The sequence below is a fragment of the Chryseobacterium mulctrae genome, from assembly GCF_006175945.1.
Taxonomy (GTDB): Bacteria; Bacteroidota; Bacteroidia; order Flavobacteriales; family Weeksellaceae; genus Chryseobacterium; species Chryseobacterium mulctrae.
Genome location: NZ_VAJL01000001.1, coordinates 4,474,439 through 4,491,760 on the forward strand (window position 1 = coordinate 4,474,439; position 17,322 = coordinate 4,491,760).

The 17,322-nt window shown below is 33.1% G+C and carries 18 protein-coding genes and 1 other RNA gene; 18 read left to right on the forward strand and 1 reads right to left on the reverse strand.

Going from position 1 to position 17,322, the window contains the following annotated elements:
- Positions 1 to 8: 8 nt before the first annotated feature.
- The 3 genes from menA (at position 9) to FDY99_RS20875 (ending at position 2,198) form a co-directional block, all read left to right on the forward strand.
- On the forward strand, positions 9 to 938 hold the full coding sequence (gene menA / locus FDY99_RS20865) for a 1,4-dihydroxy-2-naphthoate octaprenyltransferase (RefSeq protein WP_139423870.1): 930 nt from the start codon (positions 9 to 11) through the stop codon (positions 936 to 938).
- Positions 939 to 949: 11 nt separating this feature from the next.
- The gene (locus FDY99_RS20870) at positions 950 to 1,396 is read left to right on the forward strand and encodes an SRPBCC family protein (protein WP_139423567.1); all 447 of its coding nucleotides are present in this window, start codon (positions 950 to 952) and stop codon (positions 1,394 to 1,396) included.
- Between the two features lie 115 nt (positions 1,397 to 1,511).
- A complete protein-coding gene (locus FDY99_RS20875; RefSeq protein ID WP_139423568.1) occupies positions 1,512 to 2,198 on the forward strand; it encodes a metal-dependent hydrolase in 687 nt (228 codons plus the stop codon).
- Positions 2,199 to 2,265: 67 nt separating this feature from the next.
- Here the strand turns inward: FDY99_RS20875 and ffs are convergent.
- Positions 2,266 to 2,362: signal recognition particle sRNA small type (gene ffs, locus FDY99_RS20880), an RNA gene on the reverse strand.
- Between the two features lie 132 nt (positions 2,363 to 2,494).
- Between ffs and FDY99_RS20885 the strand changes: the two genes are divergently transcribed.
- The 15 genes from FDY99_RS20885 to FDY99_RS20955 all read left to right on the forward strand — a co-directional run bounded on the left by FDY99_RS20885 (position 2,495) and on the right by FDY99_RS20955 (position 17,316).
- Positions 2,495 to 3,091, forward strand: a complete 597-nt coding sequence (locus FDY99_RS20885) for a DUF4199 domain-containing protein (RefSeq protein WP_102980980.1) — start codon at positions 2,495 to 2,497, stop codon at positions 3,089 to 3,091.
- Between the two features lie 16 nt (positions 3,092 to 3,107).
- A complete protein-coding gene (locus FDY99_RS20890) occupies positions 3,108 to 4,058 on the forward strand; it encodes a glycosyltransferase family 2 protein (protein ID WP_074228842.1) in 951 nt (316 codons plus the stop codon).
- 56 nt (positions 4,059 to 4,114) lie between these two features.
- Positions 4,115 to 4,447 (forward strand): hypothetical protein, encoded by a 333-nt coding sequence (locus FDY99_RS20895; RefSeq protein WP_139423569.1) that lies wholly within the window; start codon positions 4,115 to 4,117, stop codon positions 4,445 to 4,447.
- Positions 4,447 to 5,148, forward strand: a complete 702-nt coding sequence (locus FDY99_RS20900) for a GIN domain-containing protein (protein ID WP_139423570.1) — start codon at positions 4,447 to 4,449, stop codon at positions 5,146 to 5,148. The genes FDY99_RS20895 and FDY99_RS20900 overlap by 1 nt, the downstream gene beginning before the upstream one ends.
- 76 nt (positions 5,149 to 5,224) lie before the next feature.
- The gene (locus FDY99_RS20905; protein WP_102980976.1) at positions 5,225 to 5,581 is read left to right on the forward strand and encodes a four helix bundle protein; all 357 of its coding nucleotides are present in this window, start codon (positions 5,225 to 5,227) and stop codon (positions 5,579 to 5,581) included.
- An 81-nt stretch (positions 5,582 to 5,662) separates the two neighbouring features.
- Positions 5,663 to 7,378, forward strand: a complete 1,716-nt coding sequence (locus tag FDY99_RS20910) for a phospho-sugar mutase (protein WP_139423571.1) — start codon at positions 5,663 to 5,665, stop codon at positions 7,376 to 7,378.
- A 17-nt stretch (positions 7,379 to 7,395) separates the two neighbouring features.
- Positions 7,396 to 8,289 carry a hypothetical protein gene (locus tag FDY99_RS20915; RefSeq protein ID WP_139423572.1) on the forward strand — a complete coding sequence of 298 codons (894 nt, stop codon included), beginning with the start codon at positions 7,396 to 7,398 and terminating at the stop codon, positions 8,287 to 8,289.
- A 33-nt stretch (positions 8,290 to 8,322) separates the two neighbouring features.
- A complete protein-coding gene (locus tag FDY99_RS20920; protein ID WP_139423573.1) occupies positions 8,323 to 9,576 on the forward strand; it encodes a pyridoxal phosphate-dependent aminotransferase in 1,254 nt (417 codons plus the stop codon).
- A 90-nt stretch (positions 9,577 to 9,666) separates the two neighbouring features.
- Positions 9,667 to 11,007, forward strand: a complete 1,341-nt coding sequence (locus FDY99_RS20925) for a S1 family peptidase (protein ID WP_139423574.1) — start codon at positions 9,667 to 9,669, stop codon at positions 11,005 to 11,007.
- Between the two features lie 293 nt (positions 11,008 to 11,300).
- Positions 11,301 to 14,141 carry a VIT domain-containing protein gene (locus tag FDY99_RS20930; protein WP_139423575.1) on the forward strand — a complete coding sequence of 947 codons (2,841 nt, stop codon included), beginning with the start codon at positions 11,301 to 11,303 and terminating at the stop codon, positions 14,139 to 14,141.
- A 213-nt stretch (positions 14,142 to 14,354) separates the two neighbouring features.
- Positions 14,355 to 15,077, forward strand: coding sequence for a 3-deoxy-manno-octulosonate cytidylyltransferase (gene kdsB / locus FDY99_RS20935; RefSeq protein WP_102980346.1), 723 nt, complete (start codon positions 14,355 to 14,357; stop codon positions 15,075 to 15,077).
- Positions 15,078 to 15,212: 135 nt separating this feature from the next.
- Complete coding sequence (locus FDY99_RS20940; RefSeq protein ID WP_102980345.1) at positions 15,213 to 15,875, forward strand: histidine kinase; 663 nt, start codon at positions 15,213 to 15,215, stop codon at positions 15,873 to 15,875.
- Positions 15,876 to 15,890: 15 nt separating this feature from the next.
- Positions 15,891 to 16,469 carry a glutathione peroxidase gene (locus FDY99_RS20945; protein WP_139423576.1) on the forward strand — a complete coding sequence of 193 codons (579 nt, stop codon included), beginning with the start codon at positions 15,891 to 15,893 and terminating at the stop codon, positions 16,467 to 16,469.
- A 56-nt stretch (positions 16,470 to 16,525) separates the two neighbouring features.
- Entirely contained in the window at positions 16,526 to 16,843 is a 318-nt protein-coding gene (locus tag FDY99_RS20950; RefSeq protein WP_139423577.1) for a hypothetical protein, read from the forward strand.
- Positions 16,822 to 17,316 carry a tetratricopeptide repeat protein gene (locus tag FDY99_RS20955; protein ID WP_139423578.1) on the forward strand — a complete coding sequence of 165 codons (495 nt, stop codon included), beginning with the start codon at positions 16,822 to 16,824 and terminating at the stop codon, positions 17,314 to 17,316. The genes FDY99_RS20950 and FDY99_RS20955 overlap by 22 nt, the downstream gene beginning before the upstream one ends.
- The last annotated feature ends 6 nt before the right edge of the window (positions 17,317 to 17,322 follow it).

Here is a 17,322-nt window from a genome sequence, read left to right on the forward strand (position 1 = left end):
TTATAATTATGGTCGATTGGATAAAAGCCGCAAGGTTGAGAACATTACCGCTTTCGTTAAGCGGAATTATCATGGGTTCTTTCATTGCAAAATGGAGACTTAATGAAGATGGAGGAATTTGGGATTGGAAGATCTTCGCTTTGGCACTTTTGGTGACTTTGCTGTATCAGGTTTTATCAAATTATGCCAATGATTACGGAGACGGCGTAAAAGGAACCGATGCTAAAAGAATTGGTGAAGCAGAAGCCAGAGCGGTTGCATCGGGAAGAATTACTGCACAACAGATGAAAAATGCAGTGATTTTGTTTTCTGTCTTATCTTTCGTAGCAACAGTTGCGCTTTTATATTTGGCTTTTATCCCTGAGTTTATGAATGAGTTTTATATTTTCATCGGATTAGGAGTTGCAAGTATTTTGGCAGCAATTGGTTATACGGTTGGTAAAAAACCTTACGGATATATGGGATTGGGAGATGTTTTCGTTTTTATCTTCTTTGGTTTGGTTTCGGTTTGCGGAAGTTATTTTCTGTTTACAAAAACTTTTTCTTGGGATATTCTTTTACCGGGAACGGCAATAGGAATGATGAGTATGGCAGTTTTGAATCTTAATAATATGCGAGATATTGAAAGCGACAGATTATCAGGAAAAAACAGTCTTGCTTTGAGAATAGGTTTTAGAAATGCAATGATTTACGAAATGGTTTTATTGCAACTTCCATTGATTTTGATTCTTGTGTTTTTAGGGATCAACAACTTTATTCAGATGCAAAATTATTATGTGTTTATCGTAATGATTTTATTGATTCCCGTTGCTAAATTAAGAAGAAATATAATGGCGGTAAAAGAACCAAAGCAACTCGATCCGTTTTTAAAACAGGTTGGAATTCTTACTTTAATGATGGCAGTTTTAACGGCAGTAGGTCTTAATTATTTTAGCTAAAATTTTCTGTTATGGAATCTAAAATATTTGTTCAGGCTCAGATGCTAATTAGAAAACCAATTCAAGAGGTTTTTGAAGCGTTTATTAATCCAGAAATCACCACTAATTTTTGGTTTACAAAATCTACCGGAAAGCTGGAAGAAGGTAAAACCATTATTTGGGAATGGGAAATGTACAATGCGAAATCTGAAGTAAAAGTTCTTCAGATTATTCAAAACCAATTGATAAAAACAGAGTGGGGATTATTTTCCAACAATGTAGATTATGAGTTCAAGGAAATGGAAAAAGGAACTTTAGTCATTATTAAAAGTTATGGGTATTCTGAAAAAGGAGATGAACTTTTATCTGTAATTAATGACAATACAGGAGGTTTTACAACGGTTTTAGATGGCTGCAAAGCTTACTTAGAACACGGAATTAATCTGAGATTGATTGAAGATAAATTTCCACAGAAATAAACCACAAATTGCACAAATATTTTTCACTAATAGCACAAGTAAATTTTAGTGAGATTTGTGAAAAACATTTGTGTGATCAGTGTTTAAAAAATAAATATTCAAAAATAAACTTACAATGAAAATACAATACTTAGGACAAAACTGTTTTTTGTTCACGTACAAAGACAAAACGATTCTTTGTGACCCTTTTTACAACTACAAAAAAGCAGAATCAGGATTTGATATCTCGGCTCAGAAAATCGATTATATTTTAATAACTCATGCTCATGGTGATCATATTGCTGATGTAGGAGAAGTTTTACAACATTATCCTGAAGCTACCATTATCGGTCAACCGGAAATCTGTGCTTATTTCAAAAATGCTAAAAATACGGACGATGTAAACTTAGGAGGGTCGGCAAAAATCGATGATCTTAAAATTTCTATGGTTTCGGCTCATCATACAAGTTCGTTTCCTGACGGAACTTACGGAGGTGTTCCTGTAGGATATATTTTCAGACTTCCTGAAGGTAAAAATGTGTATTTGGCTGGAGATACAGGAGTAATGGCAGATATGGAACTTTTCCCAAGATTATTCGGAAATTTAGATTTGTCAATCCTTCCAATTGGTGGTCACTATACGATGTGTGCAAGAAAAGCAGCTTTTGCGGCGTCAGAATTATTGAAAACTCCAAAAGTAATCGGATGTCATTTTGATACTTTCCCTGCAATTGAAATTAATCATGATAGTGCTGCAAAACATTTTGCAGATAAGAATGTTGAATTGGTTTTACCTAAACTCGGAGAAAGTTTCGATATATAACAAAAAAAATTAAGAGATTAAGTAATTTAAATAAAATCATCTTAATCTCTTAACTTATAAAAATAAAAAATGGCAAGCTACCTAAATCACACCGCTCAACCAATTACCTTTGCTGCGTTCCCACCCTGGAGGATTCTCAGGAGCTGGTTGTTTAGGACTTGCCGTTGCAAAGATAGGAACTTATTTTAAATTTAAAAATATTATTACAGAAAAAATCTTTAAAAATCCCTTTATTAAAGCTAAAACGCTGAAATTTAGACCAATATTTTTTAAGAAATTTTCTAAAAATTAGAATTATGACGAAAAGTCCACTTACCCTAGGAATTTTATTGTATGCCATTACAATGGCGATCTTTTTTGTAGTCTACACATTTTTTTCTGGTATCGAATATTTTGATACTACATTGAAAGTCAATGCTTTTGTTTTGCCGATCGTCTATGTTTTATTTGCGTTTTGGTCAGTAAAATCTTATTGGAATAACCATGAAATGGATTTTAAAGGAGCTTTTAAAAGAGCTTTCGTTCCAATGTTTGTAGGTGGAATTTTATCTATTGTAAGTATTTTTTCTTTCTTAAATTTCATTGATACGGATGCTAAAAAGCTGTTAAATTATCAATATGTACAGCGTCAGAAATCTGAATTGGATAAAGAATACCAGTCTGCAAAAAAGATTCTGAAGCACCAAAAAGACATTGATGAGCTGGAGCAAAAATATCAGGAAGGTCTTCAAAGATTTGATCCTGCGACGATAAAAGATAAAGATATGCTTACGGCGAGTCATTTTTCAGGATATTTTGCCGCAATTCTTATATTTTACGTAATTTTGTCTGTCTTTTTTGGAGCGTTTTTCAGAAAGAAAACAAACCATCAGGAAGCAATTAATCAAGAATAATTTTTATTAAAATTAAATGAATTTATCTATAGTAATTCCGTTACTCAACGAGGAAGAATCTCTCGAAGAGTTGTTTACAAGAATCGACAACGTTTGCAAAACCAGCAACTTATCGTATGAAGTTTGGTTTATCGATGACGGAAGTACAGATTTGTCGTGGAGCATTATTGAGAATTTAAAAGTTCAGCATCCACAAATCCACGGAATAAAATTTTCAAGAAATTACGGAAAATCTCAGGCTTTACATGCCGCTTTTGAAAGAGCACACGGTGATGTTATTATCACCATGGATGCCGATTTACAGGACTTCCCGGAAGAAATTCCTGAGCTTTACAGAATGGTGATTGAAGACAATTACGACATCGTTTCGGGTTGGAAGAAAAAGCGTTTTGATAATGTAATGACCAAAAATATCCCTTCAAAACTCTTCAACGCTGCGGCAAGAAAAGTTTCCGGAGTTTATTTGCACGACTTCAACTGTGGTCTGAAAGCTTATAAAAAACAGGTTGTAAAATCGATTGATGTGTATGGAGATATGCACCGATATATTCCCGTTTTAGCTGCCAATGCAGGTTTCAGAAGAATTACAGAAAAAGAAGTTCCGCATCAGGCAAGACCTTATGGAACATCAAAATTCGGGACTGAAAGATTCGTGCGAGGATTTTTAGATTTGGTAACACTTTGGTTTGTAAGTCGTTTTGGTGGTAGACCAATGCATTTTTTCGGAGCTGTAGGAACGATTATGTTTATTGTAGGTTTTCTTTCAGCTTTTTGGTTGGGGATTTCTAAACTAATCGACGTTGCACGAGGAATTTATGGGCATTTAATTACCAATAATCCATGGTTTTTTATTGCATTGACCATGATGTTGATGGGAACTTTGCTTTTCATCGCAGGATTCTTGGGAGAAATGATCATCAGAACCAACAGAGAGCATAAAAATTATAATATTGACGAAGTGATATAGGCTGTATGAAGTTTTATCTATTAATTCTATGTTCCTTATTTTTATCATGTTCAGAAGTGAAAGATACCGAACCGATAACTTCGCGATGGGAATTTATCAGTATAAATGAAGGTGAAAGAAGCGAAGTTGATGCTAAAATGCTGAATAATATCAACGAAGAATACGGTACTGGTACATTAGAATTTAAAGATGATCTGTCTTTTTTATCGTTAGGAAGCAAAAACAAAAATGAGGGTACTTATACTTTAAAAAATAACATTTTGGTGATGCAATATTCTAATCTGCCTGAGCCAATAAAGTTTAATTATTCTATTGTTGACAAAAAATATTTGCTTTTAAGAAATACTGATGGTAAAAAACTAACATGGCTTTATAAAAAAAGTAAATAATGAAAAAAATAGTTGTAGGAATAAGTTTACTGACTATATTTTCCTGTGGTAAAATTTCTCCAAAAGGAAATTTAGAGAAGAAAGAAATTGATGTTGAAGAATTTGTAAACCTTGATTTAGAAGGGAAATTTCGGGTATTCTATGCAAGAGGACCGAAAAACTTTGTGGAAGTAGAAACCTACCCAAACATAGCCGGAAATCTGGATATTGATGTTGATGATAAGACTTTATCCATCAAAGAAAGCCGAAAAACAAAAGGTGTCGATTTTTATAATATCACGATTTATTCAAAATATAATCTGGAGAAAATTTCAATTTCAGACTCTGTGGAAATGAATATTTCGAGTGAGATAAAAACGGATAATTTTAAATTAAATTTAAAAAATTACGCTACTTTTATGGGTTCATTGAACACAAGAAGAGCGGAAATTGATATGCAAAATAGAAGTAGAGCCAATTTTTTAGGTGAAACTAAAGATGCAGTAATAAAAATTTCAGACACGGCGAGTTTAATTGCTCCTTACTGGAAAATTGTCAATCTGAACGTAGATTCTCAAAACGGGAACTATGCGGAAGTCAACGTAAAAGATACACTGAAAGGAACTGTAAAAAATACTGCAAAATTTGTATATTATAATGATCCGATCAGAGCTTTTAAAGTTGATAGAACAACAAGAGTGGAGAATAAAAAATTGTACTAAGCTGGAAGTTGGAGGCTGGATGAGGGAAGTTAAGTAGGTTTGAAGTTTTAAAATTTATTAATTAAACATAATTGTGATGAGTTTTAAATTTGAAAAATTGAGAATTTGGCAACTATCAATGGAATTTGGGGAAAGTATTTATAAGCTGTCTTTAAATTTTCCAAAAGATGAATCTTTTAATCTTACTTCTCAAATTAGAAGAGCTTCTGATTCTATTGCATTAAATATTTCTGAAGGAAGTATTTTGCAGTCTAAATTAGAGTTTAGAAAATTTTTAGGATATTCAATACGTTCATTAGCTGAAGTAGTGACCTGTCTTTACAAAGCGAAAAATAGAAAATATATTTCTGAAGAAGAGTTTAGTAAATTATATAATGAAAGTTATAGTTTAATGAATCAGGTTATAGCTTTCAGAAATCAAATAAAAGAATAAAAAAAGGTTAGAAGCCTAAAGCAGTATGATGGAGACTTCCAGCTTCCTGCTTCAAACTTCCAACCAAAAAAACATACAAATATGACAACATTAGAAAAAGCGAAACTTTGGTTAAGTGACACCTTTGATAAAGAAACAAGAGATGCTGTTCAATTATTGATCGACAGCAATTCTCCTGATTTGGAAGACTCTTTTTATAGAGAATTAGAGTTCGGAACTGGAGGAATGAGAGGGATTATGGGTGTTGGAACCAATCGTTTAAATAAATATACGTTAGGTCAAGCAACACAGGGACTTGCAAATTATATGTTGCAGCAGTTTCAAGGTGAGGAAATTAGTGTTGCGATTGCTTATGACGTTCGTCACAATTCAAAAGAATTTGGAAAATTGGTGGCAGATGTCTTAACAGCAAACGGAATTAAAGTTTTGTTGTTTAAAAATCACAGACCAACTCCTGAATTGTCTTTCACTGTGCGTGATAAAAAATGCAACGGAGGAATTGTTTTAACGGCTTCTCATAATCCGCCAGAATACAACGGATATAAAGTATACTGGAATGACGGAGCGCAAATCGTTCCGCCACATGATGAAGCAATTATTAACGAAGTATATTCTGTAAAATTTGAAGAAATCAAATTTGAAGGAAATGATGATTTAATCGAATGGATCGGAGAAGAGCAGGATGATATTTATATCGATGCTTGCATTGAAAATTCGACCTATCAAGATATTGGAAAAGGAAATTTAAATATTGTTTTCACATCTATTCACGGCACAACTTATACAACAGTTCCACAAGCTTTGGAAAAAGCAGGATTCAAGAAAGTAGACCTTGTTAAAGAACAGATGATTCCGAGCGGAAATTTCCCGACGGTAGATTCTCCAAATCCGGAAGAACCTGCAGCCTTGGAAATGGCGATGGACCTAGCTAAAATAACTAACGCAGATATCGTTATCGGAACCGATCCTGATGGAGACAGATTGGGAATTGCTGTTAGAAATTTGGAAGGTGAAATTCAATTGTTAAATGGAAACCAATGTAATACAATTTTAACGTATTATATTTTAGATCAGTGGAAAAATCAAGGTAGAATTACCGGAAAAGAATTTATCGGTTCTACGATTGTAACTTCAGATATTTTCTTTGATATTGCTGAAAAATTTGGGGTTGACTGCAAAGTTGGATTAACAGGTTTCAAATGGATCGGAAAAATGATCCGTGATTTTGAAGGTAAGGAAAAATTTGTTTGCGGTGGTGAAGAAAGTTTTGGCTTTATGACCGGAGATTTCGTTCGTGATAAGGATTCTTGTGGAAGTATCATTTTAGCTTGTGAAATTGCAGCTTGGTGTAAAGCCAACGGAAAAACGATGTATGAATATCTGATCGAGATTTATCAGGAAACCGGGATGTATTACGAAGGTTTAATTAATATCGTTAAAAAAGGTAGAGACGGAGCAGAAGAAATTCAGAATATGATGAAAAATTTCCGTGAAAATCCTCCAAAATCATTGGCCGGTTCTTTAGTAGAAGAAGTTAAAGATTTTAAAGAGCAGACTAATTTTGTAGTTTCTCAAAATGAAAAACACGTGATGGATGATATTCCAAAATCTAATGTTTTGATTTATTACACGCAAGACGGAACAAAAGTTTGCGTAAGGCCTTCAGGAACAGAACCTAAAATTAAATTTTATGTTTCTGTAAAAGAGAGCATAACTTCAAAAGAAGATTTCGGAGATAAATTAAAATCATTGGAAGCTAAAATCAGAGTAGTTAAAACAGATTTGAAACTAGATTAATTTCCCGAGAACGACAGATGATCAAAAAAATAATAGCATTTTGCGTACTATCTGCAGCTGTAGTTTCCTGTAAAAAAGAAGCTACAGTTTCAGAAGCAAAATCGGTAAAGATTACTCAAACCGAATCCAAAGAAGATCAGTACAAGCCCATAGACACAGCCTGTTCATCCACTAATAAAACAGACGATTATATTACATCTCTTCAATGGTACCGTACCAAAATAGATAAAGAGATTTCAGAAAATAGTCCGGAACAGAATGATAGGGTATACGAAGACTATCTGAAAGTAAGAGAAAAATATACAGAATGTCTCAATGCTTTGCATACAGATATATTAGACAAATATGTTGATTATCACACAGGAGAGCCAGACACCTATAATTTGCCTGCTAATGTAAAGAAAATTGCCGCAGAGTTGAAAAAAGAAGGTCTCGAATTTCGTGTAATGGGAGAGGGGTTTACCGAAATCCATTCATTACCCGGATATTATGAGTCTGTTTTTAAAAATAAGGTAAGCCCTGATTATAATGCTTATATTTCACAAATGGCGAAAGATAACAAGGAAAATTATGCAATAAACGGTGGGTTGCAGATAACCTGGGAAGAACTGGGAGACCGACTGATTGTATGGGAAAATTTTATCAATAAATATCCTAAAAGTCCATTGATCAAATCGGTAACAGATAATTATTATAGTTATTTGTCGGATTATCTTCTTGGAATGGACAGCAGTCAGGTTTATAACAGCGAAGAAAGAAAAATTTTTGATGACATAAGGCAAGAATACAACCGAATCATCAAAATGTATCCGAACTCTAAGACCGCAAAAAAAACTAAAGAGTTAATAGCAGCTTATGATGCTCATATTCCTGAAGATCAGATAGGTGAGAAAATAAATTTAAGAAGATAAGATAATATTAGTAAATTTTAAATAAGAATAAAAGTGAAAGTTTCAAAATTAGCAGCGAACCTCATTGGTTCTGAAATTGTAAAAATTGGTAACGAGGTAAATGATTTAAAGGCGAAAGGTGCAGAAATTGCCAACCTTACGATTGGTGATTTGAATTCTAATCTTTATCCTATTCCTGCAGAATTGAAAGAAGAAATTCAGAAAGCATATCAGAATAACTTAACCAATTATCCGCCTGCAAACGGATTATTATCATTAAGAACTGAAGTTTCTAAAGACTTGAAAATAAGATGGAATTTAGAATATTCAGCAAATGATATTTTGATTACAGCAGGTTCAAGACCTTTGATTTATGCAGTGTATAAAACAATCGTTGACGAAGGAGATAAAGTAATTTATCCTACACCGTCTTGGAACAACAATCATTACGCTTATCTTACTTCTGCAGATGCTGTTGAAGTAAAAACTACTCAGAAAAACAATTTCTTACCAACTGCTGAAGATTTGAAACCTCACTTGAGCGGAGCTGTTCTTTTAGCGCTTTGTTCACCGTTAAATCCTACAGGAACCATGTTTACAGAAGCTCAGTTAAGAGAAATCTGTGAAATGATCTTGGAAGAAAATGCAAAAAGAGGAGCAGACGAAAAGCCGTTATATTTAATGTACGATCAGATTTATTCTAATCTTACTTTTGGAGCAAAACACGTAGATCCGGTTTCTCTTTTCCCTGAAATGAGAGACTTTACCATTTATATTGATGGTATTTCTAAATGTCTTGCCGCAACAGGAGTTCGTGTAGGATGGGGATTCGGGCCGTCTCACATCATAGATAAAATGAAAGCTTTGTTGACTCACGTTGGAGCTTGGGCGCCAAAGCCAGAGCAGGAAGCAACTGCAAAATATTTCCAAAATTCAGAGAATGTAAATACATTTATTACTGATTTTAAAGGGAAACTGGAAGCTAGCTTAAAAGTTCTTCATAACGGAATCCAGAATTTAAAAACCAATGGTTTAGCAGTTGATAGCATCGAACCGATGGGAGCGATGTATCTTACCATTAAATTAGATTACATTGGAAAAACAAAACCAGACGGAATCGTAATCGGAAATTCTTCTGATTTGGTTTTCTATTTAATCAATGAAGCGGGAGTTGCTTTAGTTCCTTTCTCTGCTTTTGGTGAAGAAAAATCTGAGCCGTGGTTCAGAGCTTCTGTAGGAGGTTTAGATATCAAAGAAATCGAGCTGATGATGCCGAAACTGGAGAATGCTTTAAATAATTTAAAATAGTTTAAAAATTTTTTCTAAATTTATATCAAGTTGATTCTTAATTTTAAGAATCAACTTTTTTATTATAAATACTTAATAACTGTAACACAAATGGATAATGAAAAAAAAGAATCCAACCAGAATGAGTTGGAACAAAATCAGCCACAGCAAGACAATAATTCGCCTTCTGATGACTTTTCAGAGCAGCGAAATTCTGAATCAGAAAATATAATTACTGAAAATTCTACAAATGAGATTCAGGAAAAACCCATAGAAAATCAACCTAAAGAAAGCTTGCCCGTAACCGAAAAAAAGAAAAAGAACGGTTATAAAATTGCATTTTTCAGTTTGGGAGGGATCATTCTTTTAGGCGGAGCTTCTTATTTTGGATATCAATACTACAAAAATCATCAGGTTGAACCTATCGTTGAAAATGTCTGCTTAGATGCCGATACCAAAATTTACGATGCTTATAAAGATGCTGTCGTAATGGTAAAACACAGATATGCTTTTGTTGCAAAAATTAAAGGAAAAGAAGTTCAGCTGAATATTCCTGAAGCTTCAGAAGAAACACTTTTTGGAACTGCATTTTTTGTTGACAAAAAAGGAAATATGATCTCAAACAGTCATGTTTTGCAACCTTGGAATTCTCCGGAAAATATTGATAAAATAAATACTGATGCAGCCAACATCCGAAGAAAAATTGCTTCGATTCTTACCACTGATATTTCGGAAGACGGTTACGAAACCTTTATTGCATCCAATTGGGGAAATGCATCTTCAGAATATAATGAAGAAGGCAGCTATCATGAAGGAGACGGTGAAGAAGGAGGAGGCGAAGAGTTTATAAATTCAAATGATGTCGCTGTAGATTCTACTACAACTTCTGATGATATTGCAGCCTCAATTCCTCAGAAAGATTATGTTTCAGAAGACGAAATCGAAGTTTATATGAAAACTGTAGATATTTCTGTCGCTTTACATAATTCTGCTGAACTATGGTTGCCCTGTACGATTGAAAAAATTTCTGAAGACCAATCTATTGATTTAGGAGTTTTACAATTAACAAATAAAGAAACGCCAAATACTGTTGTAAATATTATCAATCTTGATAATGCTGTAACCGATGATCAAAGTTTACGCCCCGGTGAAAAAGCGGTGATGATTGGCTATCCTTTAGGCGAAGATTTAGCGCAAACCATTTCAGGAATTAAAGTACAGCTGTATAATGGACAAATCAGTAAAGAATCTGATGGAACAAAAATCCAATATAGTGTTACTTCAACACACGGTGCAAGCGGAGCTCCAGTTTTTAATAATTGCGGACAATTAATTGCCGTTAATTTTAGTGGAGTTGAAAAAGTACAGGGTTATAATTTTGGAATTATCGCCAAGAAAATTTACTCTGTATATCCTGTTATAGCTGGTGAAGCAAGACCAAGTACAGAATAATCATGATATCAAAATATTAATTTGCTGTTATGAATAACAAAAAAATAGAAAAACAATTTTATTGAAAGTTCATGAAATTACTGCATATTTAAGCCACTTATTGCACCAGATTATTTACTATTTCCGTTGCTCCAGAGGAGCAACAACTGTGTAGCAAAAATATATAACACGAAGATTGCGCTCCGTAGGAGCGCAATCTTTATCGGATTGAAAAATTTGAATGAACAACATTATCATCAGATTTTCCGTAATTAATTTAAACCAATTTATGATAACAAAAACCAAAATATCAGATGAAAAAAATAAATAGTTTAATTGCAACTTTGCTTTTCAGTGTTGCATTTGCACAAATTCCAACATTGGAAGTTGAAAACCAAAAAAAGCATCCCGTCATTCTTCAGGAGGCTAAAATTGACACCAAGATCTTAGGAAATCTTGCGACGACAACGGCGACATACACATTTTATAATCCAAGCAACAGAATTCTTGAGGGGAAGCTCACTTTTCCGCTTCCGGAAGGTGTTTCAGTAAGTGGTTACGCTTTGGATATCAACGGCAAACTCAGAAATGCAGTTCCTGTCCCCAAAGAAAGAGCCAAAGAAGTTTTCGAAAGTATTGAAAGAATAAATGTTGATCCGGGAATTATTGAGAAAGTAGAAGGAAATAATTTCAGAACCAGGATTTATCCTATTCCACAAAAAGGTAGTCGAACAATTCAGATCACTTATCATCAGGAATTAAAGAATGTTGCTTCAGATTATCAATATTTTTTAAACTTTGCGAATGCAACGACAATTCCGAAATTTAATCTGAAAGTCTGGATCAGTGAAACAGCAAGTATTCCGAAGATTTTAGAAAATCCTGACGGAAGTTTTGCTTTTCAGAAACAGGGAAATCAATGGATTGCAGAAATTGCTAAATCTGATTTTACACCTAATGAAAGTTTAAAAGTTACGATTCCTAAAAACCAAAATTCATCGAATGTTGTTTTGCAGAAAGCTTCGGGAGACAAATTTTATTTTGCTATAAATGTAGGATTAGATTTTCCCGTAAAAGAAAAACAAAGATCTCAGAAAATTGCGATTATTTGGGATAATTCTTTCAGTGGAACCAAAAGAAACCGAGATAAAGAACTTGATTTTTTGAATGCTTATTTTGCAGATAATAAAAATGTTTCCGTTTCTTTTTCTTTGCTGAACAATACTTTTGAAAAAGCTGAAGAATTCAATATTTCTCAGGGAAACTGGAGCGAACTGAAAGTTAGAATTTTAAATTTAAAATATGATGGCGGAACAGATTTCGGAGCTTTAAAAGAAATCAATGGAATAGAAGAATATCTTTTGTTTTCGGATGGAATTTCCAATTTTGGAGATTTAACGATGAAGTTTAAAAAGCCTTTAAACAGTATTGCAAGCACACCAACTTCAGATTTTAATCTGCTTAAATTATTGGCAAATCAATCAGGTGGAAATTTTATTAATTTAAATGAATTAGATACACAATCAGCTTTAAAAACCTACAAAAAATTGCCGGTTCGTTTTTTAGGATTTAAAGAAAATCCCAATATGGAGGAATTGTTTCCAAATATAGGTTCTGTAATCAGCGAGCCTATCAATATTTTTGGAATTACATCTGGAAATGCGGGGAAATTAACCGCTGTTTTCTCAGTAGGAAATGAAAAATTTGAAACACCTGTAGATTTTTCAAATGCACAAGCGTTGGAAAACTGGCAGATTGCTCAATTTTGGGCTCAGAAAAAAATAAATGAATTAGAATTAAATTCAACTCAAAACCGTCAGGAAATTAAAAATATTAGCGAACAATTCGGAGTTGTAAGCAAAAACACAAGTTTGATTGTCTTAGATGACATCAACGATTATGTACGCTACAAAATTACGCCGCCACAGGAATTATTGGCTGACTATCAGAAAATTGTTTCTCAGAACAAAGGAAGAGTTTTAGAACAGAGAAAAAATCTTTTATCTAAAGCTTTTGATAAAACCAGAGAATTAAAAACGTGGTGGAATACAGAATTTAAGCCTGTAGAAAAAAAGGAATACCCAAGAATTTCTAATCAATCAACACCAGTTCCTCAAGCACAAAGAGATGTTCCGTTGAGTGAGGTAATTAATTCAGGAAGAGCAGATATGGCTATTGAAGTTTCAAGCTCAAATAAAATGGTAGAATCTGAAGCTAAGCCAAAAGGAAAAATCACTTTAGTCGATATAGAAAGCACAGAAGAATATATGAAAGACTTTCAGAATTTGCAGTCTGCAGAAGTGATTTATCAGAAATATTTAGAAAATCGCTCAAAGCATGAAAAACAGGTTTCTTATTATTTCGATATTTCTAAATTACTGTTCAAAAAAGGTGACAAAGCACTTTCACTAAAAGTTTTAAGCACATTAGCAGAGCTTGATCTTGAAAATGAAGAGTTGTACAAAACCATTTATTATCTGTTAAAACAAAGAGGTCATTACGATAAAGAACTTTGGATCACTCAGAAAATCCTTGAATGGCGACCTTTTGATGCGCAAAGCCACAGAGATTATGCATTAGCTTTGGTCGATAACAAAAAACCGCAGGAAGCTTTAAATATTTATAAATCTTTGCTGTATCAGGAATTTACAGATGAAATTTCAGTAAGAGATAACGGAATTGAAGAAATCTTGATTATGGAAATCAATAATATTTTAAAGCAAAATAAAAATGTTGACGGAAGTAAAATCGATGATCGCCTGAAAGCAGATTTGCCTGTAGATATTCGTGTCGTGATCAATTGGAATAAAGACAATACAGACATCGATCTTTGGGTAACCGATCCAAAAGGCGAAGATTGCTCTTATCAGCATAAATCTACTGCAATTGGCGGAAGAATAAGTAACGATTTTACACAAGGTTTCGGGCCAGAACAGTTTTTGCTGAAAAAAGCAGTGAAAGGAAAATATAAAATCAAGACCAATTTCTTTGGGGAAAGACAGAATATTCTTTCCGGGCCAACAACGGTGATGGCCGAAGTTTATCTGTATTATTCTGATGGAAGACAGGAAAGAAAGATTGCCGTTTTCCAAAGCCAGAAAGAAAATAAAAAAGAAAACGATAGCAAAATTCTGATTGGAGAATTTGAGTTTTAAGAAAAATCACATAAATTGCCGAAGGTTTGTACTTCGGCAATTTTATTTTTAGTCACGTTTTTTAGATAGATTAATTTGGGCAGCTTTTTCCGCCTTCCACTCCCGCTTTTTTGCCTTCACTTCGTTTCGGCAAAAAGAGCTCCGCTCAAGTCGGGCTATGTGAAATTCGCCGTTGAACAAACAAAATTAATTAGAACAAAAAGAAATTAATAAATGAAAATTATCGCTGTTATTCCTGCGCGTTATGAAGCCAGCCGTTTTCCCGCAAAACTGATGCAGATTTTGGGTGAAAAAACAGTCATTACAACAACCTATCAAAATGTTGTAGAAACCGGACTTTTCGATGAAGTTTTTGTAGCTACAGATTCTGAAATCATCTTTAATGAAATTCAAAATCATGGCGGAAAAGCTGTAATGACAGGACAACACGAAACAGGAAGCGACCGAATTGCAGAAGCAGTACAGAATATTGATTGCGATATTGTCATCAACGTTCAAGGTGACGAACCGTTTTTAAAATTAGAACCTTTAAAGCAGCTAATAGAAGTTTTTAAAGAAGACGAAAATCAGGAAATTTCTTTGGCTTCATTAAAAATAAAACTTCACGAAAAAGAAGAAATTGAAAACCCGAATAACGTAAAAGTAATTACCGATAACAATGGTTTTGCATTATATTTCAGCCGTTCTGTAATTCCTTTTCACAGGGAAATTTCTTATGATGTTGATTATTTTAAACACATCGGAGTTTATGCTTTCAGAAAACACGCTTTGCTTCAATTCTCAAAATTAGAAATGAAACCTTTGGAAATTTCAGAAAAAATTGAGTGCATCCGTTATCTGGAATATGGAATGAAAATTAAATTAATAGAAACCAATTTCATCGGAGTCGGAATCGATACACCGGAAGATTTAGAAAAAGCAAGAAAGTTACTATAAGAGCCAAGGTAAAAGTATAAAGGTAAAAGTTTTGTTTACTGAAACAATACATTACAAATTTGTGATATTTTGTTACACTGCTACATTGTTACATTAGACAAGAAAGGCTTATATTTGATTTTATAAATTGATTTAATGAAGAAATTACTCATCGTTTTCGTCCTGATTATTTCGCAATTATCTTTCGCTCAGACTGCTAAAGAAATTATAGATAAAAACATAGAATTATCGGGAGGATTAACCAATTGGAAACTTTTAAATTCAGTATTACTTCAGGGAAAAGTAATTTTAGGAATTAAGGACGAATATCCTATCAAAATATATCAGCAAAGACCTAATTTAACCAAAACGGTTATTACAATCGGTAATAAAGAAACTGCAATTGAAGGTTACGATGGTTCTAAAGGCTATGCGATGAACTATGCAACCAATAAAATTCAGGAGTATAAAGAATACGTTCCGGAAAGTTTTGATAATGATTTTATCGATTGGGAAAACAAAGGTTTTGAAGCAAAATATCTAGGTAAAGAAAAAGTAGGAGAAATCTATTGCCACAAAGTAGAACTGACGAAAAATGTGAACAAAAATTACTATTATTTTGATACAAAATCGTTCATGCTTTTAAAAGAAATAAAAAAAGATGAAACTTTAACGTATTCAGATTACAAAAAGGTAGGGAATTTGATGATGCCATTCAGATTAGAATCATCGAGCGCCAAAAAAGATGGCGATTATGTGATGCTTCTCAACAAAGTGGAAATCAACAAAGTATTTCCTGCAAACAGTTTTAAATTTTAAAATAAATATCTCAAAATGAAAAAGTTTTTTATAGTGCTTATTTCTTTTATAGCATTTTCTAATAGTTGCGCTCAGAAAAAAAGCGAAGTTTCTAAAGTAAAAACCAAACAGGCTATGTCACAAACAATATACCATTACAAAGTAGATGCTCTTGAAGAAGGCAAAACAATCAATTTTGCAGATTTCAAAGGAAAGAAAATCCTTGTTGTAAATACTGCTTCAGAATGCGGATTTACACCTCAATATGCAGATTTGGAAAAGCTTTCTAAAGAATACGGCGATAAATTGGTGGTGGTTGGTTTCCCTGCAAATAATTTTGGTGGACAAGAACCAGGAACAAATGTTGAAATCGGTGCATTTTGCCAGAAAAATTATGGAGTTACTTTTCCTTTAGCAGCTAAAGTTTCTGTGAAAGGAGAGGATACAGCTCCAATTTTTAAATTTCTTACCGAAAAACAATTGAACGGCGTAAAAGACACCGAAGTGAAATGGAACTTTACCAAGTTTTTAATCGACGAAAACGGCAAGCTTATCGATAGTTTTGTAAGCAAAGTAAAACCTACAGATGTAGAAATTACTAAATATTTGAAATAATTCTTAAATTATATTTTTAAAGCGGATTTTTTAATCCGCTTTTTTTATTTTTGAACATGAATAAAATTTTTACCATCTTACTTTTAATTGTATCAGTCAATTTTTTTTCACAAGGATATTTTTCTGGTAATATTAATTATTGTACTCCTCAAAATGAAAATTCTAAGAAAAAGTTTGATGCGGTTATAAAGGCTCTTCAGTTTCCCAATCTTTATGATAAAGCTACTCGTGCTATAGTTGATGTGACAGCAAAAGATCCTACATATTGTGATGCATTTTTTATGGTAGGATATTTATCCGACTTCAAGAAAAGCATAAGGAAGCTCTTGCATACTATTATGTTGCAGATAGTTTGGCTCAAAATAAATCATTAGAATTTAAACAAAATCTGGCAATTGAGTTTATGGTATTTGGAGCTGCCGATGAAGCCCGTAAAAAATATGAAGAAATGGCTAAATATTTCCCGACAAATCCGGAAGGGTTCTATGGAATTGGAAACACAGCTATTGTTTTGAGAGATTATGATGCAGGATTAAAGAATCTCAAAATTGCAGAAGATTTATATAAAAAAGAAGGTGGAGTAAAAAAAGATGTGAAATTCATGTATGGTATTTTGTATGCTCTAAAGGAAGATTATAAATCTGGTCTGCCATATTTAGAAGAAGTTTATTCACAATATAAAAAAGATGATGGATATTTAGCGCTTTATGCTCTTTCTATGCTTAAAAATGCAAAAGAAAATAATGATGCATCTTTAGAAAAGAAAGCAAGAAAATTTTATGATAAAATAAAGGATAGCAAAAATATTGATACAGAAATAAGCAATAAACTAAAAGCTAATTTTTAATTTAAA

Coding starts and splice junctions, on each gene's coding strand:
- menA (WP_139423870.1), top strand. CDS start 9: ATGGTCGATTGGATAAAAGCCGCAAGGTTGAGAACATTACCGCTTTCG.
- FDY99_RS20870 (WP_139423567.1), top strand. CDS start 950: ATGGAATCTAAAATATTTGTTCAGGCTCAGATGCTAATTAGAAAACCA.
- FDY99_RS20875 (WP_139423568.1), top strand. CDS start 1,512: ATGAAAATACAATACTTAGGACAAAACTGTTTTTTGTTCACGTACAAA.
- FDY99_RS20885 (WP_102980980.1), top strand. CDS start 2,495: ATGACGAAAAGTCCACTTACCCTAGGAATTTTATTGTATGCCATTACA.
- FDY99_RS20890 (WP_074228842.1), top strand. CDS start 3,108: ATGAATTTATCTATAGTAATTCCGTTACTCAACGAGGAAGAATCTCTC.
- FDY99_RS20900 (WP_139423570.1), top strand. CDS start 4,447: ATGAAAAAAATAGTTGTAGGAATAAGTTTACTGACTATATTTTCCTGT.
- FDY99_RS20905 (WP_102980976.1), top strand. CDS start 5,225: ATGAGTTTTAAATTTGAAAAATTGAGAATTTGGCAACTATCAATGGAA.
- FDY99_RS20910 (WP_139423571.1), top strand. CDS start 5,663: ATGACAACATTAGAAAAAGCGAAACTTTGGTTAAGTGACACCTTTGAT.
- FDY99_RS20915 (WP_139423572.1), top strand. CDS start 7,396: ATGATCAAAAAAATAATAGCATTTTGCGTACTATCTGCAGCTGTAGTT.
- FDY99_RS20925 (WP_139423574.1), top strand. CDS start 9,667: ATGGATAATGAAAAAAAAGAATCCAACCAGAATGAGTTGGAACAAAAT.
- FDY99_RS20930 (WP_139423575.1), top strand. CDS start 11,301: ATGAAAAAAATAAATAGTTTAATTGCAACTTTGCTTTTCAGTGTTGCA.
- kdsB (WP_102980346.1), top strand. CDS start 14,355: ATGAAAATTATCGCTGTTATTCCTGCGCGTTATGAAGCCAGCCGTTTT.
- FDY99_RS20940 (WP_102980345.1), top strand. CDS start 15,213: ATGAAGAAATTACTCATCGTTTTCGTCCTGATTATTTCGCAATTATCT.
- FDY99_RS20945 (WP_139423576.1), top strand. CDS start 15,891: ATGAAAAAGTTTTTTATAGTGCTTATTTCTTTTATAGCATTTTCTAAT.
- FDY99_RS20950 (WP_139423577.1), top strand. CDS start 16,526: ATGAATAAAATTTTTACCATCTTACTTTTAATTGTATCAGTCAATTTT.